The 22,637-nt window shown below is 64.4% G+C and carries 21 protein-coding genes; 3 read left to right on the top strand and 18 right to left on the bottom strand.

All coding sequences use genetic code 11. The annotated features are described in order from the left end of the window. Nucleotides 1-9 precede the first annotated feature (9 nt). The 9 genes from FJ543_RS16505 to FJ543_RS16460 form a co-directional block, all read right to left on the bottom strand. A complete protein-coding gene (locus FJ543_RS16505) occupies nucleotides 10-708 on the bottom strand; it encodes a hypothetical protein (protein WP_140875955.1) in 699 nt (232 codons plus the stop codon). Next, a complete protein-coding gene (locus FJ543_RS16500) occupies nucleotides 705-1,343 on the bottom strand; it encodes a hypothetical protein (RefSeq protein ID WP_224525446.1) in 639 nt (212 codons plus the stop codon). Before FJ543_RS16500 ends, FJ543_RS16505 begins: the two co-directional genes overlap by 4 nt. 763 nt (nucleotides 1,344-2,106) lie before the next feature. Then, a complete protein-coding gene (locus tag FJ543_RS16495; protein WP_140875953.1) occupies nucleotides 2,107-3,087 on the bottom strand; it encodes a 2-dehydropantoate 2-reductase in 981 nt (326 codons plus the stop codon). Between the two features lie 2 nt (nucleotides 3,088-3,089). Then, nucleotides 3,090-4,610, bottom strand: a complete 1,521-nt coding sequence (locus FJ543_RS16490) for an acyl--CoA ligase (protein ID WP_181173998.1) — start codon at nucleotides 4,608-4,610, stop codon at nucleotides 3,090-3,092. A gap of 247 nt (nucleotides 4,611-4,857) precedes the next feature. Beyond that, complete coding sequence (gene ggt, locus FJ543_RS16480) at nucleotides 4,858-6,444, bottom strand: gamma-glutamyltransferase (protein WP_140875947.1); 1,587 nt, start codon at nucleotides 6,442-6,444, stop codon at nucleotides 4,858-4,860. Between the two features lie 65 nt (nucleotides 6,445-6,509). Beyond that, a complete protein-coding gene (locus tag FJ543_RS16475) occupies nucleotides 6,510-7,310 on the bottom strand; it encodes an ABC transporter permease (protein WP_140875945.1) in 801 nt (266 codons plus the stop codon). Next, nucleotides 7,307-8,233 carry an ABC transporter permease gene (locus tag FJ543_RS16470; protein ID WP_140875943.1) on the bottom strand — a complete coding sequence of 309 codons (927 nt, stop codon included), beginning with the start codon at nucleotides 8,231-8,233 and terminating at the stop codon, nucleotides 7,307-7,309. The genes FJ543_RS16475 and FJ543_RS16470 overlap by 4 nt, the downstream gene beginning before the upstream one ends. Continuing rightward, nucleotides 8,230-9,315: an ABC transporter ATP-binding protein gene (locus FJ543_RS16465; RefSeq protein ID WP_140875941.1), complete on the bottom strand. Its 1,086-nt coding sequence runs from the start codon at nucleotides 9,313-9,315 to the stop codon at nucleotides 8,230-8,232. Before FJ543_RS16465 ends, FJ543_RS16470 begins: the two co-directional genes overlap by 4 nt. A gap of 73 nt (nucleotides 9,316-9,388) precedes the next feature. After that, entirely contained in the window at nucleotides 9,389-10,429 is a 1,041-nt protein-coding gene (locus FJ543_RS16460) for an ABC transporter substrate-binding protein (RefSeq protein ID WP_023772116.1), read from the bottom strand. A gap of 216 nt (nucleotides 10,430-10,645) precedes the next feature. On the opposite strand from FJ543_RS16460, the gene FJ543_RS16455 reads away from it, so the two are divergent. Next, on the top strand, nucleotides 10,646-11,347 hold the full coding sequence (locus FJ543_RS16455; protein ID WP_181173986.1) for a GntR family transcriptional regulator: 702 nt from the start codon (nucleotides 10,646-10,648) through the stop codon (nucleotides 11,345-11,347). Between the two features lie 17 nt (nucleotides 11,348-11,364). On the opposite strand, the gene FJ543_RS16450 is transcribed toward FJ543_RS16455, so the two are convergent. The 7 genes from FJ543_RS16450 to FJ543_RS16415 form a co-directional block, all read right to left on the bottom strand. Beyond that, nucleotides 11,365-12,306, bottom strand: coding sequence for an alpha/beta hydrolase (locus FJ543_RS16450; RefSeq protein WP_140875937.1), 942 nt, complete (start codon nucleotides 12,304-12,306; stop codon nucleotides 11,365-11,367). Nucleotides 12,307-12,522: 216 nt separating this feature from the next. Further along, nucleotides 12,523-13,305: a carnitinyl-CoA dehydratase gene (locus tag FJ543_RS16440; protein ID WP_140620564.1), complete on the bottom strand. Its 783-nt coding sequence runs from the start codon at nucleotides 13,303-13,305 to the stop codon at nucleotides 12,523-12,525. Further along, nucleotides 13,298-15,376: an acetate--CoA ligase family protein gene (locus tag FJ543_RS16435; protein ID WP_140875935.1), complete on the bottom strand. Its 2,079-nt coding sequence runs from the start codon at nucleotides 15,374-15,376 to the stop codon at nucleotides 13,298-13,300. Before FJ543_RS16435 ends, FJ543_RS16440 begins: the two co-directional genes overlap by 8 nt. Nucleotides 15,377-15,379: 3 nt before the next feature. Next, nucleotides 15,380-16,543 carry an acyl-CoA dehydrogenase gene (locus FJ543_RS16430; protein ID WP_023772121.1) on the bottom strand — a complete coding sequence of 388 codons (1,164 nt, stop codon included), beginning with the start codon at nucleotides 16,541-16,543 and terminating at the stop codon, nucleotides 15,380-15,382. A gap of 4 nt (nucleotides 16,544-16,547) precedes the next feature. Next, a complete protein-coding gene (locus tag FJ543_RS16425) occupies nucleotides 16,548-17,642 on the bottom strand; it encodes a 3-hydroxyacyl-CoA dehydrogenase NAD-binding domain-containing protein (protein WP_140875933.1) in 1,095 nt (364 codons plus the stop codon). Beyond that, nucleotides 17,639-18,268, bottom strand: a complete 630-nt coding sequence (locus FJ543_RS16420) for an HD domain-containing protein (protein WP_140875931.1) — start codon at nucleotides 18,266-18,268, stop codon at nucleotides 17,639-17,641. Before FJ543_RS16420 ends, FJ543_RS16425 begins: the two co-directional genes overlap by 4 nt. A 22-nt stretch (nucleotides 18,269-18,290) precedes the next feature. Continuing rightward, nucleotides 18,291-19,208, bottom strand: a complete 918-nt coding sequence (locus tag FJ543_RS16415; RefSeq protein WP_140875929.1) for a 3-keto-5-aminohexanoate cleavage protein — start codon at nucleotides 19,206-19,208, stop codon at nucleotides 18,291-18,293. 79 nt (nucleotides 19,209-19,287) lie between these two features. Here FJ543_RS16415 and FJ543_RS16410 point away from each other — a divergent pair, with 79 nt between their 5' ends. Further along, nucleotides 19,288-20,265 (top strand): GlxA family transcriptional regulator, encoded by a 978-nt coding sequence (locus FJ543_RS16410; RefSeq protein ID WP_140875927.1) that lies wholly within the window; start codon nucleotides 19,288-19,290, stop codon nucleotides 20,263-20,265. Between the two features lie 11 nt (nucleotides 20,266-20,276). Here the strand turns inward: FJ543_RS16410 and FJ543_RS16405 are convergent, their stop codons facing one another. After that, nucleotides 20,277-20,486 carry a hypothetical protein gene (locus FJ543_RS16405; protein WP_015314600.1) on the bottom strand — a complete coding sequence of 70 codons (210 nt, stop codon included), beginning with the start codon at nucleotides 20,484-20,486 and terminating at the stop codon, nucleotides 20,277-20,279. A gap of 207 nt (nucleotides 20,487-20,693) precedes the next feature. Next, nucleotides 20,694-22,019 carry a xylose isomerase gene (gene xylA, locus FJ543_RS16400; RefSeq protein ID WP_015314599.1) on the bottom strand — a complete coding sequence of 442 codons (1,326 nt, stop codon included), beginning with the start codon at nucleotides 22,017-22,019 and terminating at the stop codon, nucleotides 20,694-20,696. A gap of 113 nt (nucleotides 22,020-22,132) precedes the next feature. Here xylA and FJ543_RS16395 point away from each other — a divergent pair, with 113 nt between their 5' ends. After that, nucleotides 22,133-22,495 (top strand): nuclear transport factor 2 family protein, encoded by a 363-nt coding sequence (locus FJ543_RS16395; RefSeq protein ID WP_140620574.1) that lies wholly within the window; start codon nucleotides 22,133-22,135, stop codon nucleotides 22,493-22,495. Nucleotides 22,496-22,637 lie beyond the last annotated feature (142 nt).

The following is a 22,637-nucleotide window of genomic DNA, read 5'->3' as shown; positions in this document are numbered from 1 at the left end:
AAGCACTCGTCATGGCATCTGTCCCTGCCACAAGGGCAATCCAGTTTCCGCAGCGAAGTCCCTATCCTCTGCGTAGATTGGCTCGCCTCTACTCACTACCAGGCGAAGCAAATCCGCATCTTCGTCGGCATGATATCGAAAGGCATTTCGGGTGTCGTATCCATGCCCAGCCTGGGACAGGGAAAACCCGCTGACTACAACAGGGGCGAAACCGGCGAAACGCGTCAACATGATCGCGAAGGCTCCGGTGGAGATTTTCCGGTGCCAGCCGCGGGACACATGATATTTGCCGCTAAGCCGCCAGACGATGTTGGCAAGTTGCCATTTGGTGAGCGCCTGCAAGGTATCAAAACCATAATTGAAGGTGCGACAACCAGCTTTCAGCTTGCCTTCAACGTCCGGCCAAACCGGTACGATCAGATGTTTCGCCTGCCGTCCCTTTAACAAATCGCGCTTGTAGAAGTCCTGTTCGCTCGCGCCGACCAAAATGCCGCGGCGGATGACTGCGATATCAGGAAGGCGGAGGCCGAACGTTTCCGCCAAAAGCTGGGAAGCATTGACGGTCACTAGGGCCCAATCGACACCATGTCCCTCCGGGAGGCGAAAATTCGGCGCTGACCCCATCACCAAGGCGGGACCAGTGGCCCTGGGCAACCGAAGAGTTGGCTTTGAGAAGATTGGCAGGAAATCCAAAAGCGGAGTTTTCATGCAGGAACCTGAACGGCATGTTCCTCAAACGCGCGCAGAATGCTCTCTTCTCGCCTCCATAATTCGTCCCATTGCGTGGTGCCGGACCAGCCCGCAAACCAAGGGCCGCCGAGCGTGTAGTGCGCCAGCGAGACATCGGCGGGATCGAGTTCCGAAGCCGAAGCCCCTACGAGGTAGTTCCATGCCAGAGGCAATTCCCCGATTTCGTGGTCCTCAAGCCATTTGAAGGCGTGGAGGTCACGTCCAGGCCACGTATTGAGCATCTCGTTGGTCAGCCGTTTGTTGGAGGGATGATCTAGATTCCACAAAACGACCGACGACCAGTTTTTGCGGCGATAGAACGTCTGCATTTGTCCGTCCATCTTGACCGCTTCGGATTCGCGTTGCTGGTGCTTAACCGCCATAATCGCGTAGGAAGGATCGACTAGATCGAGCAGCTTGGCTGGATCCTTCAGAAACAGGACATCACAATCGCAGAACATGGCCCAGCCGCCTTGCCTTATAAACGGAACGGCAAAGCGCGATATGGCAAACTCTGTCGCCATCGGCGCCTCGGAAATCGGGCACCAGAGCTTACCATCCCGTACCACCATCGGTCGCTTCATAATTCCTTGGGCTTCAAGGTCTTTGAGCACCAATGGTAGTATCTGCAACGGCCTGCTTGTCCGCCGATAAGCGCTCCATCGCGCTACGTCTAGAACGCGGGATTCCCGTGGATCATAGCCGATGTAGATTGGTATCATGCCGCAACCCTATAATTGTGCAAATTTCCTCGAATTAAGCAGGGAAGCACTGCAAGCGGAAGACCGAAGTACAGCGGATCACTTGGTCACGATGGCGAGCGTGCACGGTGATCGGCACCAAATGCGCTATTGGAAAAGATCTCGGGAGAAGCGGCCCACGGCCTCTTCCCCGTCCTTGGCGTAGCAAGGGTAAATCGTAGTCTTCGGCATTGCGCGTTCCTTTCAATCTGAAGTCAGCGTTCCGCGCTTGTTCCTACCCCTCTGAAGTAGGTCGCCAACTGTTTTTCTCCACCTTGCGGAAGAAAGTCGGCAGAAGCAGCTATCCACTCCGCGTCGGAGCGCAAATATCTTGACAGAACCCGGCCGCGGCTTGGCCGAGCCCGATCGTGTCTACCGGCTGTGGAACCTTGGCCCTGCAACGCTTTACAAGCGGGAACTAAGGACAAGTCGACATCACATATGGGTCACGGCTAGGTACGGTCCTGGCGCACCCGTCACGTCTGATGCGTCGTCACCAACCCCCGCTTTTCCGCGGCGGCACAGCTGACTTCGATAATCGAGATGAGGCGCAAAGCGGCCGTCCAACCGGTAGAGTTATGGACGTCTCTCTCCGGTCATTCGGGACGGCAGGCACTAACCGATGTCGGTTTCCTATTCACCCATAACACCCCCGCTCCACCGCCAGCCTCTTCACCAGCGCCAGCACCCCATCGATCGCCGGCGTCGGCTTGCCCGTCAGCCGGCCCAGCTCCTGCACGGCGCCCACCAGCGCGTCGATCTCCATCGGGCGGCCGCGTTCCAGGTCCTGCAGCATCGAGGTCTTGTGCTCGCCGACGTCGCCGGCGCCCTTGATGCGGCGGTCGACGTCTATGGGGAAGCGCACGCCGAGGCTTTCGCCGATCGCCTGCGCTTCCAGCATCATGGCGCGGGCGAGCATGCGGGTGCCCTCGTCGGCGACGATCGCGGCAAGCGTCGAGCCGGTCAGCGCCGAGATCGGGTTGAAGGAGAGGTTGCCCCACAATTTTATCCATATCTCTGCGCGTATGTCCTCGCGCACCGGCGCCTGCAAGCCGGCCTTGACCATCTCGCCGGCCAGGAGCGTGACCCGTTCGCTCTTCTCGCCCGAGGGTTCGCCGAGCGAGAAGCGTTTTCCTTCGACATGGCGGATCAGGCCGGGCGCATCGACCTCGACGGCGGGGTAGACCACCGAGCCGATGACGCGCCGCGGGCCGAGCCGGTTCCAGATCGTGCCGCCGGGATCGACCTGCTGCAGCCTTGTGCCTTCGAGCGCGCCGCCGGTTTTATGGAAATACCACCAGGGAACGCCGTTCTGCATGGTGACGACCGATGTGTGGTCCCCAAGCAGCGGGGCGATCTGGTCGAGCGCGGGCGCGACGGAATGCGCCTTCAGCGCCAGCACGACATAATCCTGTTCGCCAAGCTCTTCCGCCTTGGCGGTGGCCCTGGCCGGGGCGGTCGTTTCGTGTCCGTCCTCGATCAGGCGCAGGCCATTGGCCTTGATCGCGTCGAGATGCGCGCCGCGGGCGACGATCGACAGCTCGGTGCGGCCGGCAATCGCCAGCTTGGCCGCGAGATAGCCGCCGATGGCGCCGGCGCCGAAGATGGTGATCTTCATGATCAGAGCCCGAGCTTGGCGGCGAGCCCGATGCGCTGCAGCTTGCCGGTCGCGCCTTTGGGGATCTCCTCCAGGATCAGCACCTTGCGCGGCACCTTGAAGTCGGCGAGCCGCATCGCCGCGTGGGCGCGGATATCGCCCTCGCTGGCGCTCATGCCTTCGCGCAGCACCACGGCCGCCGCCACCTCCTCGCCGAGCTTGTCATGCGGCATGGCGAAGGTGACGACCTGCGCCACCGCCGGATGGTCCATCAGCACATTGTCGACTTCGAGCGGCGAGATCTTCTCGCCGCCGCGGTTGATGATTTCCTTCAGCCGGCCGGTGACCCTGAGGTAGCCGTCATCGTCGAGCACGCCCTGGTCGCCGGTGTGGAACCAGCCATGCGCGAAGGCCGTGGCGTTGGCGTCCGGGTTCTTCTCGTAGCCTGAGGTGACATTGGGGCCGCGAATGACGATCTCGCCCGTTTCGCCGGCCTGCATCAGCCGGCCGTCCGGCGCCATCACGGCGACTTCGGGTCCGCCGGCGGCACCGACGCTGCCCGGCTTGCGCAGGCCGGGCGGCAGCCGGTTCGACGCCATCTGGTGCGCGGCCTCGGTCATCCCATAGGCTTCGATGACCGGGCAGCCGAAAGTCGCCTCGAGCTCGGCCATCACCTGCGCCGGCAGCGAGGCCGAGGACGAGCGGATGAAACGCAGGCGCGCCGCCGCCAATGCTTCCGGGTTACGCGCCGCGCGCGCCAGGATCGCCTGGTGCATGGTCGGCACCGCCGTGTACCAGCTCGGCTTGGCGTCACTCAGCCACTGGAAGAAGCGCAGCGCGTTGAAGCCTGGCGTGCAGTAGATGCTGCCGCCTGATGCCAGCGACGACAGCACCGCCGCGATCAGCCCATGGATGTGGAACAGCGGCATGATGTTGAGGCAGCGGTCATCCGCCGTCAGGCCGAGCGTCGCGCCGATATGGCGGGCGGAGGCCGCGACATTGGCATGGCTGAGCGGCACCAGCTTGGGGCGTGACGTCGTGCCCGACGTGTGCAGCAGAAGCGCGATGTCACCGTCCCCGGCCATGGCGGGCGCCGCTTGCGATCCGACCGCCGCGCCCTCGATGGTGAAGCTGCCGGCCGGCGCGTCCGGCGGCGCGATGAGCCGCAGCACGCCGATGCCAAGGCGCTCGGCCACAGTCACGGCAGGGCCAGTCTCGGTCTCGGCGACCAGGATCGCCTTGGCGCCGATGTCGGTCAGGTAGAAATCGAGCTCGTCCGCCCGGTAGGCGGGGTTGAGCGGCGCCGTCGAGGCTGTGGCGGCGACAGCGATGAAGGCCGTCGCCATCTCCGGCCCGTTGGGCAGCACGATCGCCACCCGGTCGCCTCGGCCGATGCCGCGTGCATGGAGCTGCGTGGCGGTGGTGGCGATCAGCGCGCGCAGCCTGCCATGGGTCAGCGTCGGCCTGTCGGGCGCCAGGATCGCCGGCGCGTCGTCGGCGCCGGCGACGAGGCGGTGGGAAAGGTCTGTGTGGATTTGGGTCATGGTCACCAGCTATGTTTCAAGACTATGGCTTGCGAAAGTCCATCTGATGTCAGCGCCGCCCCTCATTGCCCTGCCGGGCATTTCTCCCCGTATAGGGACGGGGAGAAAGGGGCAGTTTCGGTCTCGGCGCCTGTTCAGCGTGGGCGATTGGCGAAACTGTCGATGACAGTGTCCCCTCTCCCCGTCACTATACGGGGAGAGGATGCCGGCAGGCGGGTGAGGGGCAGCGCCCGCGCCCGGTAGTTCCTCAATACCCCAGCGCCATCCCGTCCTTGCGCGGATCGGATGCCCCCGTCAGCGTTCCCTTTTCCCAGTCGATCAGCACCGCCTGGCCGCCGCCGAGCGGATGGTGCGGCTCGGTGATGGCGTGGCCGCGCCGCCGCAGGCCTTCGACCGCCTCGGCGGGCACGTTGCGCTCCGCCTCCACCATACCGTCATTGTAGAACACGCGCGGCGCGTCGAGCGCTTGCTGCGGGTCCATGCCGAAATCGATCATGTTGGTCAGAAGATGGACATGGCCGAAGGGCTGGTAGCCGCCGCCCATGACGCCGAACGGCATCACCACGCGGCCGTTTTTGGTCGCCATGCCGGGCATGATCGTGTGCATCGGCCGCTTGCTGGGCGCGATGGCGTTGGGGTGGGCCGGATCGAGGCGGAAGCTCGAGCCGCGGTTCTGCAGCACGACGCCGGTCTTGGGACCGACGACGCCGCTGCCGAACGAATAATAGGTCGAGTTGATGAAGGAGACCGCGTTGCGGTCGCGGTCGACGATCGAGATATAGACCGTGTCGCTGCCCGGCAGCTGCACGTCGGGCAAATGGGTCATGGCGCGCTCGCGGTCGATCTCGGCGCGCAGCCGGTCGGCATAGGCGGCCGAGAGAAGCTGCCTCACCGGCACCGGGACATGGTCCTGGTCGCCGACGAAACGGTCGCGGTCGCGATAGGCCAGCCGCCCGGCCTCGATCTCCAGGTGCAGGCGCTCGGCGCCGTTAGGGTCGAGCCCACCGAGCCTGAAGCCCGACAGCACGTTCAGCATCAAAAGCGCCGTCAGCCCCTGGTTGTTCGGCGGCATCTGGTGGATCTCGTGGCCGCCATAGCTGACGCTCACCGGCGCCACATAGTCGCCCCTGGTCGCGGCGAAATCGTCCGCCGTGTGCAGCCCGCCCAGCTCCTTGAGCCGGCGCACCATGTCGTCGGCGACCGCGCCTTCGTAGAACCCGGCGCGGCCCTGTTTGGCGATCACCCGGAGAGTGGCGGCCAATGCGGGCTGCTTGTGCACGTCGCCGGCCTTCGGCGCCATGCCGCCCGGCAGGAAGATGCGCGCGGCATGCTCGTCGGCGGAAAGATCGGTTTCGGGTTCGGCCCAGTCGAAGGCGACGCGGTCGTGCACGACATAGCCGTTCTCGGCGTAGTGGATCGCCGGCGCCAGCACTTCGGCCAGGCTCTTGCTGCCATGGTCCTCCAGCAGCCGGCACCAGGCGTCGATGGCGCCCGGCACGGTCACCGCATGCGGCCCCTGTTTGGGGAGCTCGCTAAACCCCTTGTCGCGATACCAGTCGACGGTCGCGGCCGCCGGTGCACGCCCTGAGCCGTTGAAAGCCAGCACTTCGCTCCGTCCCTTGGGGCAGTAGAGGACAAAGCAATCGCCGCCTATCCCCGTCGATTGCGGCTCGACCACGCCCTGCACGGCGGCGGCGCAGATGGCGGCATCCATGGCATTGCCGCCGGCGCGCAGCATCTCGATGGCCGCAAGCGTCGAAAGCGGATGCGATGTCGCGGCAATCGCTTCCGTGGCACGAACCGGTGAGCGGCCGGGAAACTGGAAATCACGCATCTGGTCTGGGTATCCCCCGGTGTCTTGAAGCGAATGGGTCCTTGAAGCGAATGGGCCCGATGAAATCAATGCCGGCGGCCGAAGATCTGCGCCAGTGACAACAGCGCGACAGACAGCGCGATCAGGCAGGTCGAGATGGCGGCGATGGTCGGGTCGATCTGGTCGCGCAGCGCGTTGAACATGCGGCGTGTCAGTGTCGTGGTCTCCCCGCCCGAGATGAACAGCGAGACGACAACTTCGTCGAAGGAGGTGATGAAGGCAAACAGCGCACCCGAGACGATCGAGAAGCGGATCTGCGGCATCGTCACTTGCCAGAAGGCAGCGACGCGCCCCGCACCCAGGCTGCGCGCCACCCGCTCCTGGTTCATGTCGTAGGAGCGTAGGCCCGACAGCACCGTCAGCACCACCAGCGGCAGCGCCTGCACCGTATGCGCGATGACCAAGCCGGTCAGCGTGTTGTTGAGGCCGATGCGCGCATAGAGGAAGAAGGTACCGATGCCGACCAGGATCACCGGGATGATCAGCGACGCCGTCAGCAGCGCGTTGATGGTGCCGTTGAAGCGCAGCGTGCCCCGGTTGATAGCATAGGCGGCGGCAGTGCCGAGCGGCGTCCCCACCAGCGCGGTCATGACCGCGACCTTCACCGACACGATGGTGGCATCGCGCCATTCCAGCGACTGGAAATAGCTTTCATACCAGCGCAGCGACCATTGCCGCGGCGGGAACTGCAGCAGCGTCGAATCCGAAAACGACATGATGACGATGATGACCGACGGCGCGATCAGGAACAGCAGCACGAGGCCGCCGAAGGCGTAGAGCCACAGGCGTTGCCGGTGCGAGATCGGCAATCCGATATCTTCACTCATCGCGAACTCCATACGCCGGTGGCGCGCGCGCCGAGCAGCCACTGGAACAGGCCGAGAAGCGCCAGCGTGACCACCAGCAGCACCACGCCGAGTGCCGCACCGGCGCCCCAGTTGGAATAGAGGCTGGTGGTCTGTTCCATGCGCATCGCCCACATCACCACCTTGCCGCCACCCATCAGCGCCGGCGTTACGAAGAAACCGAGGCACAGCACGAAGACGATGACCACGCCGGAGGCGAGGCCCGGTACCGACAGCGGAAAGAAGATCTGCCGGAAAGTGGCGGCGGGGCCGGCGCCGAGGTTCATGCCGGCGCGCAGGCAGTCGGTGTCGATGGTCTTCATCGAGGCATAGAGCGGCAAGACCAGAAACGGCAGCAATATATGCGTCATGCCGATGACGACGCCCGAAAAATTGTTGGCCAGCGACAGCGGCTGGCTGATCACGCCGAGATCGATCAGCCAGCTGTTGATCAGGCCCTTGCGCTGCAGGATCACCAGCCAGGCATAGGTGCGCACCAGCACCGATGTCCAGAACGGCAGGATGACGAAGATCAGGCAGATCGATGCGGCCCGGCGCGGCAGCTGCGACAACATGTAGGCCAGGGGATAGCCTGTTAGCACGCAGGCGCCGGTGACGATGAAGGCGACCTCGAAGGTGGTGATGAAGGTCCTGATGTAGGAGGCCTGCTCGAAGAAACGCGCATAGTTGGCGGCGCTCAAGGCGCCGGTCTCGTCGAACAGCGACAGCCAGAACAGCCAGCCGATCGGCACGATGATGATCGCGCAGACAAGGAACAGGCTCGGCGCCAGCAGCGCCAGCAGCCGCAATGACTCGCTCCGCGCATCGGCGCGCAGGGCCTGCGCGTTCAGGTCCTGCCCCGCCGGACTGGCGGTCTCCGTCAGGAAGGCGGACTGCGCGCTCATCCCTCGGCCGCCACCAGGATCGTGTCCTTGGCATCGAGGCCGAGCGTGATCGGCTGGCCGGGCGCCGGCAGCCTTGCCAGCACATCGCTGCGGCAATAGTCGCGCAGCGTCAGCTGGCGGCCGTCGCGCAGGCTGGCATAGCAGACGAAACTGTCGCCCTGGTAGATGATGTCGCTGACCGTCGCATCGAGCACATTGACGCCGGTCGACGGGTCGGATGCCGTGACCAGCCGCAGCTTCTCCGGCCGCACCACCATCAGATGCGGACCGGCCGGCGGCGTCGGTGCGCCGGTCTGGATCAGCCTGTCCTCATACCAGACCGAGCCATTGCGGCTTTCGACCGGGATGAAGTTCGATTCGCCGATGAAGCCGGCTACGAATTGCGTCTTCGGCGCGGCATAAAGCGTTTCGGGCCTGTCGAGCTGTTCGATGCGGCCACCGTTCATCACCGCGATACGGTCCGACATGGTGATGGCTTCGCGCTGGTCGTGCGTGACATAGACCGTGGTCATGCCGAGACGGCGATGAAGCGCACGCAATTCGATCTGCATATGCTCGCGCAGGCCCTTGTCGAGCGCCGACAGCGGTTCGTCCATCAAGACGATGCGCGGCTCGAAGACGATGGCGCGCGCCAGGGCCACGCGCTGGCGCTGGCCGCCGGAAAGCTGGTCCACCCGGCGCTCGCCCAGGCCATGCAGCTTCACCAGCTCCAGCGCCTTCTTCACCCGCTGCGCTGTCTCTGTCACACCGACGCCGCGCTGCTTCAGCGGAAAGGCGATGTTGTGGAAGACGTTCATATGCGGAAACAGCGCATAGTTCTGGAACACCATGCCGATATTGCGCCGGTGCGGCGGCGTGGTGATGATCTCGTCGCCGCCGACCTTGATCGATCCGCCATTGGCTCGCACGAAACCGGCCAGGATCATCAGCAGCGTCGTCTTCCCCGAGCCCGAAGGCCCAAGCAGCGACAGGAACTCGCCGGCCTCGACATCGAGGTTCAGGTCGCGCAGCACCGGCACGCTGCCAAATCGTTTCTCGATCGCGCGCATGCCGATCGGCAGCGCGGATGGTGCAATGGACAAGATCGTTATCTCCGAGGCAGAGATTGAAGCAGCGGGGCGGCGCTGGTGCCGTCCCGCAATGTCAGGATTCCGGCTATTGCTGGATCAGGTTGTTGAACTTTTCCGTCGCCTCGACGAGGTTGTCGCGCCAGAACTCGGCATCCTGCAATACCTGCTTCTTGACGTTTTCGGGCGCCGAATTGATGTCCTTGATCCGCTCCGGCGGGATCTTGCCGGTCTCGAAGGCCTTCTCGTTCACCGGCCCATTGTCGACATAGAGCGGCAGGTTGGCCTGCAGTTGCGGGCTGACGAACATGGCCAGCGCCTTCATCGCCGCGTCCTTGTTCTTGGCGCCCTTGGGGATGACCATGCAATCGGCGGTGAGCACGCCCTGGTCGAAGGAGAAGCTGACCGGCGCGCCTTCCTTCTTCAAAGTGCCGGCGCGGCCGTTCCAGATGCTCGCCATGTCGACTTCGCCATCCTTCACCAGTTGCATGGCCTGGGCGCCGGAGGTCCACCAGGCGTCGACATGGCCGCGGATCTTGTCGACCGATTTCAGCGCGCCGTCGATGTCGACGGGATAGACCTTGTCGATCGGCAGGCCGGAGGCAAGTGCTGCGACGCTCAGCGTCTCCGTCGCCTGGCTGCTGCTCAGCGCGCGCCGTCCCGGAAACTTTTCCACGTTCCAGAAGTCGGCCCATGTCTTCGGGCCCTTGTCGCCGAAGACGTCGGTCCGGTAGATCAGCACGACGGACGTGTAGGAAATGCCGACCCAGTCGTCATGCACCAGCTTGGGGTTGATGCCGCTCTTGTCGATGATGCCGTAATCCAGCTTTTCGAACAGCCCCTCCTTCGAGCCGCGCGCGCATTCGTCGGCGCCGAGTTCGGTGATGTCCCATTTCACCGCATTGCCGGTCACCTGCAGGCGTACGTCATCGAGGCCGTTGGTCGTGTCTTCCTTGATGGTGATGCCGAGCGCATCGGCGGTCGGCTTGAAGAAGGCCTTGGTCTGCGCCTCCTGATAGGTGCCGCCCCATGAGGCGACGGTGATCGTGTCGGCGGCGACGGCGGGCACTGCCACGGAGGCAATGAGCCCGGCTATCGCTAGAGTTCTAAAGCTGGTGGTCCTGTTCATTTCGGTTCTCCGACCGGTGTTCCCATTTGTTTTTTGATTTGGCATGCGATTTTGTATACAATTTAGAATGTAGCCGAGAGATCGGTGTTGTCAACTGCGACGGGCGCGATCGGTTGGACGGCGGGAACGGCGCCGCGGGGCGTGGCAAATTACGCCGACTGCGACTACAAACGAGGCGATGTCCGGCTAAAGCGGCCGGAGAACTGGAAACGGAACTTGGCCAAGGAACCAAAAAACACGCTGCGCGACTCGGTCTATTCCGCGCTCAAGGCGATGATCGTGACCGGCCAGATTCCGCCGGGTTCACGCGTCACCGAAAGCGACATCGCGGCGAAACTCAATGTCAGCCGCACCCCCGTGCGCGAAGCCTTCAATCGCCTTGAGCGCGACGGGCTGGTCACCGGCCGGCCGCGCCAGGGCTATGCCGTCACCGAGTTCGACATCAACATGTTCCGCGAGGCCTTCGCCATCCGCGAACTGCTCGACGGTCACGCGACCGAACTGGCGGCGGCCGCTGCGACCGAGAAGGACAAGGCGCGGCTGCGCGCCATGCTGGCCGAGTGCGAGCGGTTGGCCGCCATTCCCGATCGCACGACGCGCGAAAAATTCCAGGAACTGGAGGTCGGCATCGATCTCCACCGCGTCATTGCCGAGATCAGCGGCAATGTCATGCTGCATGGCATGCTGTGCGGCATCCTCGACAAGTGCCAGCATTATGTCTGGACCGAACTCTTGTGGCTCGATGAATGGAAGATCGCCCGCGACGAACACGCCGAGATCGTCGAGGCGATCTGCGCAAATGATATCAGCCGCGCCGGCGCGCTGGCCCGCGCGCATGTGCGCGGTTCGCGCGAGAACGTGCTGCGCCTGCTGCAGGCGAAATCGGATTATCAGAGCTTCCTGGCCAAGGCGTCCTGAGCGGACAGCCATTCATCCTACCAGGTCCAGGCGCCCTTTCCGAGCGTGGCCACCGCGTCGACGATCCGGGTGAAGCTCGCGCGGGCGCGGCCAACGGCATGCCGGGCCCTGAGATAGCCGTGCACCAGGCCGGGCTCCTCGAACCAGGCGGCGCGCCCGCCCGCCGCGACGATGCGGTCGCGATAAGCCTCGCCATCGGATGACAGCGGGTCGCACTGGGCGGTAATCAGCACGGTCGGCGGCAGATTGGCGAAATCGGCATCGGCCAGTGGATAAAGCGTGATGTCACCGGTCTGGTCCACGCCTCCGGTACGGACGTGTTTGTAGAATTCAAGGTCGCGCACCGTCAGCATCGGCGCTTCGGCATGCGTCACATAGGAGCCGCGCGCGCGATCGCCGCCGAGACCGGGATAGATCAGCACCTGGCCGATCGGCTTTTTCGCGTGGCCACGTGTCGCGTGCGCAACGGCGGCGCAAAGATTGCCGCCGGCGCTGTCGCCGCACAGCAAGACCGGGCGGTCGTAGGTCCCGGCGGCCCATTCGATGGCGCTCATCGCATCGTCGAAAGCGGCCGGATGCAGATGCTCCGGCGCCAGCCGGTAGTCGACCGAGACCACCTCATAACCGGTGCGGCCGCAAAGCTCGGCGCAGACGTCGTCATGGCTGTCCAGCCCGCCGAGGATGAAGCCCCCGCCATGGAGGTAGAGCACCATGGCGGCACGGTCCGGCTTTGCGTTGCGGTAGATGCGGATCGGTATGTTGTCGACAGGTGTGGTGATGGCGGTCGTCTCGGCCATGACGCCTTGCGGGTAGCCGGCAAAGAACTCGCGGCACATGCGATCGTAGATCTCGCGCTGCTGCGCGATCGTGTAATCGATCGTGTCGGGCGGATAATAGGAGTTCGTCCGCTCGATGAAAGCCCAGGTCTCGGCGTCGATGAGTTTGCAGTAGTCGGTCATGCTGCTTGGACCGAATGTGGAGGTTGAGGCCAGGCACCCCCCTCTGGCCTGCCGGCCATCTCCCCCGCAAGGGGGGAGATCGGATGGCGTTTCCGCTTTCGCCAATCGCCAGCACCGCGACAAAAGCACCGCAGGCGAAGCTGCCGATCTCCCCACTTGCGGGGGAGATGGCCGGCAGGCCAGAGGGGGGTGTGACGGAACATCATCGTCGGCGAGCTATCTCCCCTTCCATACCGGTTCGCGCTTTTCGGCGAAGGCGCGGAAACCTTCCATGCCGTCCTCCGACCCATAGAGCGCATCGACCGTCGGCAGTTGCCGGCGCGTCACCTTGTTCATCGCCTCCTGGAAGGTCAGCGATTCCGCCACCCGCGCGGTCTCCTTGATCGCTGCGAACACCAGCGGCGGGCCGCTGGCGAGCAGCCGGGCGATCTCCCAGACGCGGTCCTCGAGCTTTTCCTTGGGCAGCACCTCGTTGACCAGGCCCCAGCGATGCGCCTCGGCGACATCCATCCAGCGGCCGGTGAGCAAAAGGTCCATGGCGACATGATAGGGGATGCGCTTCGGCAGCTTGATCGTCGCCGCGTCGGCCAGCGTGCCGGCGCGGATTTCGGGCAGCGCGAAGGAGGAGTGGTCGGAGGCGTAGATGAGGTCGCAGGACAGCGCCAGCTCGAAGCCGCCGCCCACCGCCATGCCGTTGACGCAGGCGATGACCGGCTTGTTCAGGTCGCGCAATTCCTGCAGCCCGGCAAAACCGCCGACGCCATAGTCGCCGTCGACCGCGTCGCCGCTCGCGGCGGCCTTGAGGTCCCAGCCGGCGCTGAAGAACTTGTCGCCGGCGGTCTTGACGATGGCGACGCGCAGGTCGGGATCGTCGCGGAACGCCTTGAAGGTTTCGCCCATCAGCCGCGATGTTTTCAGGTCGATGGCATTGGCCTTGGGGCGGTCGAGCGTGACCTCGAGGATCAAGCCTTCGCGGCGGGTCGAAATGACGTCAGACATTCTTGTTTTCTCCCAGCACCAGCAATGCATCGGCGATCCAGGCGCCCTTGCCCTCGGAGCAGACGATCAGCGGATTGATGTCGAGTTCCTCGATCTCGCCGGCATTCTCCTGCACGAAACCGGCAATGCCCGCGATGGCGTCGATGGCGGCCGCGAGATCGGCCTTCGGCCGGCCGCGATAGCCCTCGAGCAGCGGGAACAGTTTCAGGCCGCGCAGTGCGGCCTCGATGTCGTCGCGCGTTGCCGGCAGCATCAGCGTGACGCTGTCGCGCAGCAATTCGACCAGCACGCCGCCAGTGCCCAGCGTCATCACGGCGCCGAACATCGGATCGCGGGTGAAGCCGACGATCAGTTCGGCGACGCCGTCGCGCACCATGCGCTCGACATAGAGCCCGGTGCCGAGCGGCAGCAGGTCATGCGCTGCGGTGCTGACCGATTCGGCGTCCTTGAGGTTCAGCCTGACGGCGCCGACCTCGGACTTGTGGGTGACGCCAAGGGCCTTCAGGGCGACGGGGAAGCCGAGCGCCATGGACGAGATCACCGCTTCGACCGCATTGCCGGCGCGTTCGCCTTTTGGCACTGGAAGCCCGGCCTTGATCAGCCGCGCCTTGGCTTGCGCCTCGTCGGGCGTAACATGATCGCCACCGGCCGCGCCCGACGCCGATGTATCCACCGGCTGCGCCTGCGGCTCGCGCCAGGCCCAGCCGATGAAGGCCGCCGCCTGGGCGGCGTCCATCGCTTCGGAAATGCCGAAAAGCGGCACCATGCCCCGCGCCATCAGCTCGGCGGTGTATTCCTCGGGCAGGTTCTCCGGCAGCGAGGAGACGATGGCGCCATGCGCCTTGTTGGTCTTCAGCGCCGATTCGAAGGCGCGCAGCGTCGCCCACCAGTCGGTCACCGAGCAGCGGTCGGGACGCGGGAAGTCGAGCACCAGCATGTTGAGGTCGAAGCCGCCCGACACCATGGCGGTGAAGGTGGCGGTCATCGCCGGCTCGTTGTTCCAGATGAAGGTGTGATAGTCCAGGGGATTGGCCACCGCGACCAGCGGCCCGAGCGTCGATTTGACATGGGCGCGATGGGTGTCGGTCAGGACCGGGAAGTTGACCCATCGGCCTTCGGCGCTGTCGGCCATGACCGATGCCTCGCCGCCCGAACAGCTCATCGATGACAGACGATAGCCGGGCAATGGGCCGGTGATGTGAAGCAGCTTCAGCGCCTCGATGAAGGAGGGGATGGAATCGACGCGAGCGATGCCAAGCCGCTTCAGGAAGGCGCCGGAAGCAGCGTCCGAGCCGGCAAGCGAAGCGGTGTGCGAGACGGTTGCCTGCCGCGCCTGCTCGGAGCGGCCGACCTTCATGGCGATGATCGGCTTCTTGAGCTCACGTGCCCTTGCCGCCAGGCGCTCGAAGCCGGCTACCGAATCGAACGCCTCGATGTGCAGGCCAAGCGCGGTGACGCGCTCGTCCTCGATCAGGCCGAGCGCCATTTCGGACAGGCCGGTCTGCGCCTGGTTGCCGGCGGTCATCAGGAAGGCGATCGGTAGGCCGCGCTTCTGCATCGTCATGTTGATGGCGATGTTGGACGACTGGGTGATGATGGCGACACCCTTGCCGCCCTCTTCCAGCCTGATGCCGCCATGCTGGTCTGGCCACAAAAGCGCGCCGTCCGCATAATTGATCAGGCCGTAGCAGTTCGGTCCGATGATCGGCATCTGGCCGGCGGCGGCCACCAGTTCGGCCTGCAGCCTTTCGCCGTCCTCGTCATAGGCCTCGGTCTCGAGGAAGCCGGCGGCAAAGCAGACGGCGCCGCCGGCGCCGCGTTCGGCCAGCGCCTTGACCACCTCGATGGTGAGGTGCCGGTTGACGCCGACAAAGGCGGCGTCCGGCGCGCCGGGCAAATCGGCGACGGATCGGTAGGCCTTGCGTCCGGCCACTTCGTCCTTGGTTGGGTGCACCGGCCAGATCTCGCCGGCAAAGCCCATCTTGATCGATTGCGCCACGACGGCGGCGGCCTGCACGCCGCCGAACACGGCGATCGATTTGGGGCGCAGGAGGCGTTCAAGTTTATGCATCGATCAAGCCCCGAACGGACGCAGCAGCGCCCGCGAAATAATATGTCGCTGAATCTCCGACGTGCCTTCCCAGATTCGTTCGACGCGGGCGTCGCGCCAGATGCGCTCCAGCGGCAGGTCATCCATCAGCCCCATGCCACCATGGATCTGGATGGCCTCGTCGGCAACGAAGGCGAGCATTTCGGTGGCCTTCAGCTTGGCCATGGCCATGTCCTGGTCGGTGACGGTTCCCTGATCGTACTTCCAGCCGGCTTCGAACACCATCAGGTCGGCGGCCTTGAGTTCCGTCGCCATGTCGGCGAGCTTGAACGACACGCCCTGGAATTTGCCGATCTGCTGGCCGAACTGCTGGCGCTGCGCGGCATATTCGACCGCATGCCCAAGCGCCCGCTCGGCACGGCCGAGGCAGGTGGCGCCGACCTGCAGCCGCGTGGCGCCGAGCCAGGAATTGGCGACGTCGAAGCCCTTGTGCACCTCGCCCAGAACCTGGGATGCCGGCAGCCGGCAATCGTCGAATTCGAGAATGGCGTTGGTGTAGCCGCGATGCGAGACATTGCGATAGCCGTCGCGCACCGTGAATCCCTTGGTGCCCTTGTCGACGAAGAAGGCGGTGATCTTCTTGCGCTTTCCGCGCGGTGAATCCTCTTCGCCCGAGGCCATGAAGACGATGGCGAAATCGGCGAGATCGGCGTGGGAGATAAAATGCTTGGTGCCGTTCAGCACCCAGTCGTCGCCATCCTGCACGGCGGTCGCCTTCATGCCGCGCAGGTCGGAGCCGGCGCCCGGCTCGGTCATCGCCAGGCAGTCCCATTTCTCGCCGCGGATGCAGGGGAAAAGATACTTTTCGCGCTGCTCCGGCGTGCCGGCGAGCAGGATGTTGGAAGGGCGCGCCACGCAGGTCCAATGCAGTGCGTAATTGGCGCGGCCGAGTTCCTTCTCGTAGAGCAGCCAGGTCACCGTATCGAGCCCCGCGCCGCCGACATCGGCAGGCATGTTGGCGGCATAGAGGCCCGCCTCGATCGCCTTCGCCTTGATCTCCTCGATCAGCTCGCGGCGCAGCACGCCAGTGCGCTCGACCTCGCGCTCGTGCGGATAAAGCTCGTTCTCGACGAAGGCGCGCGTCGTTTCGACAATGAGTTTCTGCTCTTCCGAAAGACCGAAATCCATGGTCTCAGCCCTTCTTCTTTTTCTTCGGCTTTTCGGCTTTCTTCACCGGCTTGGCGGCCCTGGCCCTTTCCGCTGCCTTTGAGGCCACGGGCTTCTTCGCCGCCAGCTTGGCGAGCTGTCTTGTGTAATCCTTGTGCAGCGCGCCGGCGCCCCAGCCCTTGCCCTTGTTCTGCTTCGACAGCGCATCCATGATCGCGACCAGATTGTCGTCGCGGATCTTTTCCAGTTCGCGGATCGACAGGCCGTGCGCCTGGTCGTCCGACTGGGTGGCGATCAGGTCGACCAGCTCGTCGTTGAACTCCGGCACGTCCATCAGTTTGGTCCACGGCCATTTCAGGCAGGGCCCGAACTGCGCCATGAAGTGGCGCATGCCGGCCTCGCCGCCGGCAACGCGATAGACCTGGAACATGCCCATCTGCGCCCAGCGCAGGCCGAAGCCGTAGCGCATGATGTCGTCGAGTTCCTCGACCGTGCAGATGCCGTCCTTGATCAGCCACAGGGCCTCGCGCCAGGCGGCTTCGAGCAGGCGGTCGCCGACGAAAGCCTCGATCTCCTTGCGGATGACGACCGGCTTCATGCCGATCGAGGCATAGATTTCCTTGGCGACTTCGATGGCTTCCGGGAAAGTCTGGTCGCCGCCGACGATCTCGACCAGCGGCAGCAGATAGACCGGATTGAACGGATGGCCGACGACCAGCCGTTCCGGGTGCTTCTTCATCGCCACCTGCATGTCGGTCGGCTTGATGCCCGAGGTGGACGAACCGACGATGGCGTTGGCCGGCGCGTGGGTGTCGATCTCGGCCAGCACCTTGTGCTTGAGGTCGAGCCGTTCCGGCACGCTTTCCTGGACGAAGTCGGCATCCGCGGCCGCCTCGGCGATCGTCTTGGCGAAGGTCAGCTTGCCCTCTTTCGGCAGGCCGCCGGGCACCATCTGCTTGTAGGCGCGGCGCGCGCCCTTCATCACTTCCGAGACCTTGCGCGAAGCTTCGGGATCGGGATCGAAGATCGACACGTCGATGCCGTTGAGCAGGAGCCGCGCCACCCAGCCGGCGCCGATGACCCCGCCGCCGATGGCGGCCGCCTTGTTGATGATGCTCATTGAGAGGCTCCGGTTCTTGTCCTGGCGGTTTCGGGATCGGCGAGAGGCACGCGCTCGCCGGCGCGGATGACCGAGGGGTCGTAGGCTTTGCGGGCGAAGACTTCGAGCACGAACGGCCGGAAGAAGTCGATCGGCAGTGTCTCATAGTCAGGGTCGAAGCTCGACTGGTCCCAGCGTTCGCAAAACTGGTCGCAATCGTCGAAATAGGCATGGCCGGCGAAGCGGTCGCGCGCATGGCGATCGCCGCCGAGATGGTGGGCGTAATAGAGGCGCTGGAAGTCGCCATGCTTTTCCACCACCCAGGTGCATTGCTCGCGCACGAAAGGTTTAAGGATCGAAGCGGCGTATTCGTCGTGATTGTAGGGCGCGTAGATGTCGCCGATGTCGTGCAGCACGGCGCAGGCGATCCAGTCGGTGTCGGCGCCGTCGCGCCAGGCCCGCGTGGCAGCCTGCAGCGAATGACCCAGCCGGGTGATCTTGTAGCCGGACAGGCCTTCGTCGAGCTGCACCAGCGCGTCCAGCAGCCGCTCGCCGGTCCTGGCCGCGTAGTCGATCTCGTGCGCGGTCAGGAACTCGTAGTCTTGCCTGTCGCCATCCTTCATGGCGGTGAATTTTACAGTAGCCATATCGACCCTCCCTGCGAATAATTTATGCCGCGATCGGCGCTCGCTTGGTCAGGTTGAGCTTCTTGCGCACTTCTTCCGGCCCCAGGATCCGGGCGCCGAGATTGGTGACGATCGAGGCGGCACGCTCGACCAATTGCGCATTGGTCGCCAGCACGCCCTTGTCCAGCCACAGATTGTCCTCGAGGCCGACGCGGACGTTGCCGCCGGCGAGCACGGCGGCAGCGGCGTAGGCCATCTGGTTGCGGCCGATGGCGAAAGCCGACCAGTTCCATGTCGACGGCACGTTGTTGACCATCGCCATGAAGGTATTGAGATCGTCGGGCGCCCCCCACGGCACGCCCATGCAGAGCTGCACCAGCGCGTCCGGATCGAGCACCCTTTCCTCGACCAGTTGCTTGGCGAACCAGAGATGTCCGGTGTCGAAGGCCTCGATCTCGGGCTTGACGCCGAGCGCCGTCATCATGCCGCCCATGGCGCGCAGCATGCCGGGCGTGTTGGTCATGACATAGTCGGCCTCGGCGAAATTCATGGTGCCGCAGTCGAGCGTGCAGATTTCCGGCAGGCACTGGCGCACATGTTCCATGCGGTTGGTGGCGCCGCCCATGTCGGTGCCCTTTTCGTTGAGCGGCAGCGGCGCCTCGGGCGAGCCGAACACCATGTCGCCGCCCATGCCGGCGGTGAGGTTCAGGATGACGTCGACATCCGCCGCGCGGATGCGCTCGGTCACCTCGCGGTAGAGATGCACGTCGCGCCTGGGCTTGCCGGTTTCGGGGTCGCGCACATGGCAATGGACGATGGCAGCGCCGGCCTTGGCCGCGTCGATGGCCGAATCGGCGATCTGCTTGGGCGAGCGCGGTACGTGGGGTGAGCGATCCTGCGAGCCGCCGGACCCGGTCACGGCACAGGTAATGAAGACCTCACGGTTCATCGCGAGCGGCATCGAAACTCTCCTCCCATTCGAAACAGTCCCTACCATCGCTCGACTTGATCAAAGCTGCTTTGCGTTTTACGAAGGCCACATGATCAAAAGCGAAAAATCTGTCTTTCGCGCCGAACGTGAGACCCTCAAGGTAACGTTCTTGGTGTTTTCCGGCTCCTCGATCATGTGCGTCGCCTCCGCCGTCGACCCGCTGCGGGCCGCCAATCGCATTTCCGGCGAGACCCTGTTCGACTTCAAGCTGGTCTCGGTGACAGGCGAGGCGCCGGTTACCACCTGCGGCCTGCCGGTGGCGGTCAGCGGCCGTTTCGACGCCAAGGAGACAACCGACGTTCTCGTCGTCGTCGCCGGTTTCGGCACCCAGAACTACGCGACGTCGGCCCTGCTTTCAGGCTTGCGGAGGGCGGCGCGGGCGGCCCGCGCGTGCGGCGGCGTCGAGGCCGGCACCTGGCTGGTGGCGCGCGCCGGCCTGCTGGAGGGCCGCAGCGCCACCACCCATTGGGAAGACATGGAGGATTTTTCGTCGGCTTTTCCCGGCGTCGATGTCCGGCCGGACCGCTATGTCATCGACGGGCCGGTGTTCACCTCGGGCGGCGCCTCGCCGACCTTCGACCTGATGCTGCACTTGATTCGCACGCGGCTCGGCATGGCGGTGGCGCTCGATGTCGCCAGCGTCTTCATCTACGACCAGGCGCGTGCCGCGACTGATGCCCAGCCGCTGGTCTCGCTCGGCCGGCTCGACGGCTACGATCCGCGGCTGGCGCAAGCGATCCGCTTGATGGAAGCGCATGTCGACCAGCCGCTGACCATCGACGCGGTGGCCAAGCGCGCCGGGGTGACGGCGCGCACCCTGGAAAGCATCTTTCGCAAGTCGATCGGCGAGACGCCGGGCGCCTACTATCTCAGGCTGCGCCTGGGCGCCGCGCGCCGGCTCGTTGTCGACACGCGGATCGCCATGGCGGATATCGCCGGGCGGACGGGGTTCTCGTCTGCCGCGGCCTTTTCGAGAGCATTTTCAAGGGCTTTTGGCGAAGCCCCTGTCAGGCTTCGCCGAGGTTGAATCCAGGCGGCTCAGGCGGCGTTTTGCCGGTCGCTGCCGCCATCGATCTGCGAGCGCATCTGTCTGGCCAGATGGGTCTCGAAACGGCTGGCAACAGCACGATCCCATTCGTTGGACCGGCGCGCGCCATCCCTGGGATGCGGCATTGCCATCAACCGGTCGATGATCGATCCGGCCTCGCCAGGTGAGAGCAGGGCGTCGATTTCACGTTCGTTCTGCATATCGGTTCGCCTCCTTCTTCCTCTCCCGCCACGAGCCATACCTATACGAGATTCGTGACGGCAGTTTGAAGGCAAGAGCGAGGTCATTGAGAGGCGGCAAGGGCAAAACCTTGTCGTCGATTTCAGCATGGCGCGCAGAAAGTTTCCGCGCGCCAAGCTTTCGAATCGCATAGTGCGCCGGCTTGGATTGTCGACGGTCAGGCAGCGTCAGACGTAGCGGTTGACGATGTTTTCGAGCAGTTCCTGGCGGCCGGAGCGCGGTTGCGGCTCGATCTTCTTCTTCACCACGCGCTCGGCGATCTCTTCCAGCGTCCGCTTGCCTGACAGCATCGCCTTGGCCTCGGCGCTGTTCCAGCCGGCATAGCGCTCGGCGAGCGGACCCGACAGCGCCTTGTCCTCTACCATCTTCGCTGCCGCCTTGAGGCCGCGCGCGCAGGAATCCATGCCGCCGATATGGCCGATCAGCAGGTCCTGCGGGTCGAGCGACTGGCGGCGCAGCTTGGCGTCGAAATTGGTGCCGCCGGTCTTGAAACCGCCGGCCTGGAGCACCTGGTAATATGCCAGCGCCATTTCCGGCACGTTGTTGGGGAACTGGTCGGTGTCCCAGCCCGACTGGTAGTCGTTGCGGTTCATGTCGATCGAGCCGAAGACGCCGAGTGCATTGGCCAGCGCCAGTTCGTGCTCGAAGGAGTGGCCTGCCAGGATGGCGTGGCCCTGCTCGATGTTGAGCTTGACCTCCTTCTCCAGGCCGAAGCGCTTGAGGAAGCCGTAGACGGTCGCGACGTCGTAGTCATACTGGTGTTTTGTCGGCTCCTGCGGCTTCGGCTCGATCAGGATCGTGCCCTTGAAGCCGATCTTGTGCTTGTAGTCGACGACGAGGTTCAGGAAACGGCCGGCCTGTTCCTGCTCGCGGGCAAGGTCGGTGTTGAGCAACGTCTCATAACCCTCGCGCCCGCCCCACAGCACGTAGTTCTCGCCCTTCAGCCGCTTGGTGACGTCGATGCAGCTCTTCACCGTCGCGGCCGCGTAGGCGAACACATCCGGATCGGGATTGGTCGCCGCGCCCGACATGAAGCGGCGGTTGGAGAACAGGTTCGCCGTGCCCCACAAAAGCTTGACGCCGGTCTGCTTCATCTTGCCGGCGAAATAATCGGCGATCTCATCGAGGCGGGCCGCACTTTCGGAGAAATCCTTGCCCTCAGGCCGCACATCGGCGTCGTGGAAGCAGAAATAGGGAGCGCCGAGCAGCGAGAACATCTCGAAGGCGACATCGGCTTTGAGTTTCGCCAGTTCCATCGTGTCGATCCCGCCGGCCTTGGGGAACCAGGGACGGTCGAAGGTCTGGCCGCCGAACGGGTCGCCGCCCGGCCAGGCGAAGGAATGCCAGTAGGCGACGGCAAAGCGCAGATGGTCTTCCAGCCGCTTGCCGGCCACCACTTCGTCGGGATTGTAGAAACGGTAGGCCAGCGGATTGGTCGAATCCGGTCCTTCATATTTGATTGTCTGGATATCGCCGAAAAAGCCGCTGCTCATGGTTCTCTTCCTCTCCAAGATAGGTTTGCCCGATTACCTCAGGCGTAATTGGTTTCACGCCGGCGCTGGTCGAAAACGGTCCTGTCCAAACCGTCAAACGAAGGAGACAGACCATGACCGACCTCAACACGATCGCCCTGAACTACATCACCGCCTGGAACGAAAGCGATGCCGACCGCCGGGCGGCCTTGCTCAAGGCTGTCTTCACCGAGGACGTCAGCTATCGCGATCCGCTCATGCAGGGCGACGGCCATGAAGGCGTCGCGGCGCTGATCGGCGGCGTCCAGCAGCGCTTTGCCGGCTTCCGCTTCTCGCTGAAGGGCACGCCGGACGGCTTTGCCGACAAGATCCGCTTCTCCTGGAATCTCGGGCCCGAGGGCACTGCTTCCGTCATCGAAGGCACTGACATCGGCATCATCGAGAACGGCCGCCTGAAGAGCGTCACCGGCTTCCTCGACAAGGTGCCGGCGCAGTGAGGTCTTGCTGGCAAGTTGAGTGGCTCCCACGCTTACAGTAGTTGCTTGTCCAATCTGTAGAGGGGACCGATTGGCGAAGTCGGCGCCGCCCCTCATCGCCCTGCCGGGCACTTCTCCCCGTATAGTGACGGGGAGAAGGGGG

The organism is Mesorhizobium sp. B2-5-7 (assembly GCF_006440875.1).
Classification (GTDB): domain Bacteria; phylum Pseudomonadota; class Alphaproteobacteria; order Rhizobiales; family Rhizobiaceae; genus Mesorhizobium; species Mesorhizobium australicum.
This window is presented reverse-complemented; position numbering and strand designations above follow the sequence as displayed.

Excerpts from the sequence above, each read along its gene's own strand:
- FJ543_RS16505 (WP_140875955.1), bottom strand. The coding sequence starts at position 708 with ATGAAAACTCCGCTTTTGGATTTCCTGCCAATCTTCTCAAAGCCAACT.
- FJ543_RS16495 (WP_140875953.1), bottom strand. The coding sequence starts at position 3,087 with ATGAAGATCACCATCTTCGGCGCCGGCGCCATCGGCGGCTATCTCGCG.
- FJ543_RS16490 (WP_181173998.1), bottom strand. The coding sequence starts at position 4,610 with ATGACCCAAATCCACACAGACCTTTCCCACCGCCTCGTCGCCGGCGCC.
- ggt (WP_140875947.1), bottom strand. The coding sequence starts at position 6,444 with ATGCGTGATTTCCAGTTTCCCGGCCGCTCACCGGTTCGTGCCACGGAA.
- FJ543_RS16475 (WP_140875945.1), bottom strand. The coding sequence starts at position 7,310 with ATGAGTGAAGATATCGGATTGCCGATCTCGCACCGGCAACGCCTGTGG.
- FJ543_RS16470 (WP_140875943.1), bottom strand. The coding sequence starts at position 8,233 with ATGAGCGCGCAGTCCGCCTTCCTGACGGAGACCGCCAGTCCGGCGGGG.
- FJ543_RS16460 (WP_023772116.1), bottom strand. The coding sequence starts at position 10,429 with ATGAACAGGACCACCAGCTTTAGAACTCTAGCGATAGCCGGGCTCATT.
- FJ543_RS16450 (WP_140875937.1), bottom strand. The coding sequence starts at position 12,306 with ATGACCGACTACTGCAAACTCATCGACGCCGAGACCTGGGCTTTCATC.
- FJ543_RS16440 (WP_140620564.1), bottom strand. The coding sequence starts at position 13,305 with ATGTCTGACGTCATTTCGACCCGCCGCGAAGGCTTGATCCTCGAGGTC.
- FJ543_RS16435 (WP_140875935.1), bottom strand. The coding sequence starts at position 15,376 with ATGCATAAACTTGAACGCCTCCTGCGCCCCAAATCGATCGCCGTGTTC.
- FJ543_RS16430 (WP_023772121.1), bottom strand. The coding sequence starts at position 16,543 with ATGGATTTCGGTCTTTCGGAAGAGCAGAAACTCATTGTCGAAACGACG.
- FJ543_RS16425 (WP_140875933.1), bottom strand. The coding sequence starts at position 17,642 with ATGAGCATCATCAACAAGGCGGCCGCCATCGGCGGCGGGGTCATCGGC.
- FJ543_RS16420 (WP_140875931.1), bottom strand. The coding sequence starts at position 18,268 with ATGGCTACTGTAAAATTCACCGCCATGAAGGATGGCGACAGGCAAGAC.
- FJ543_RS16415 (WP_140875929.1), bottom strand. The coding sequence starts at position 19,208 with ATGCCGCTCGCGATGAACCGTGAGGTCTTCATTACCTGTGCCGTGACC.
- FJ543_RS16410 (WP_140875927.1), top strand. The coding sequence starts at position 19,288 with ATGATCAAAAGCGAAAAATCTGTCTTTCGCGCCGAACGTGAGACCCTC.
- FJ543_RS16405 (WP_015314600.1), bottom strand. The coding sequence starts at position 20,486 with ATGCAGAACGAACGTGAAATCGACGCCCTGCTCTCACCTGGCGAGGCC.
- xylA (WP_015314599.1), bottom strand. The coding sequence starts at position 22,019 with ATGAGCAGCGGCTTTTTCGGCGATATCCAGACAATCAAATATGAAGGA.
- FJ543_RS16395 (WP_140620574.1), top strand. The coding sequence starts at position 22,133 with ATGACCGACCTCAACACGATCGCCCTGAACTACATCACCGCCTGGAAC.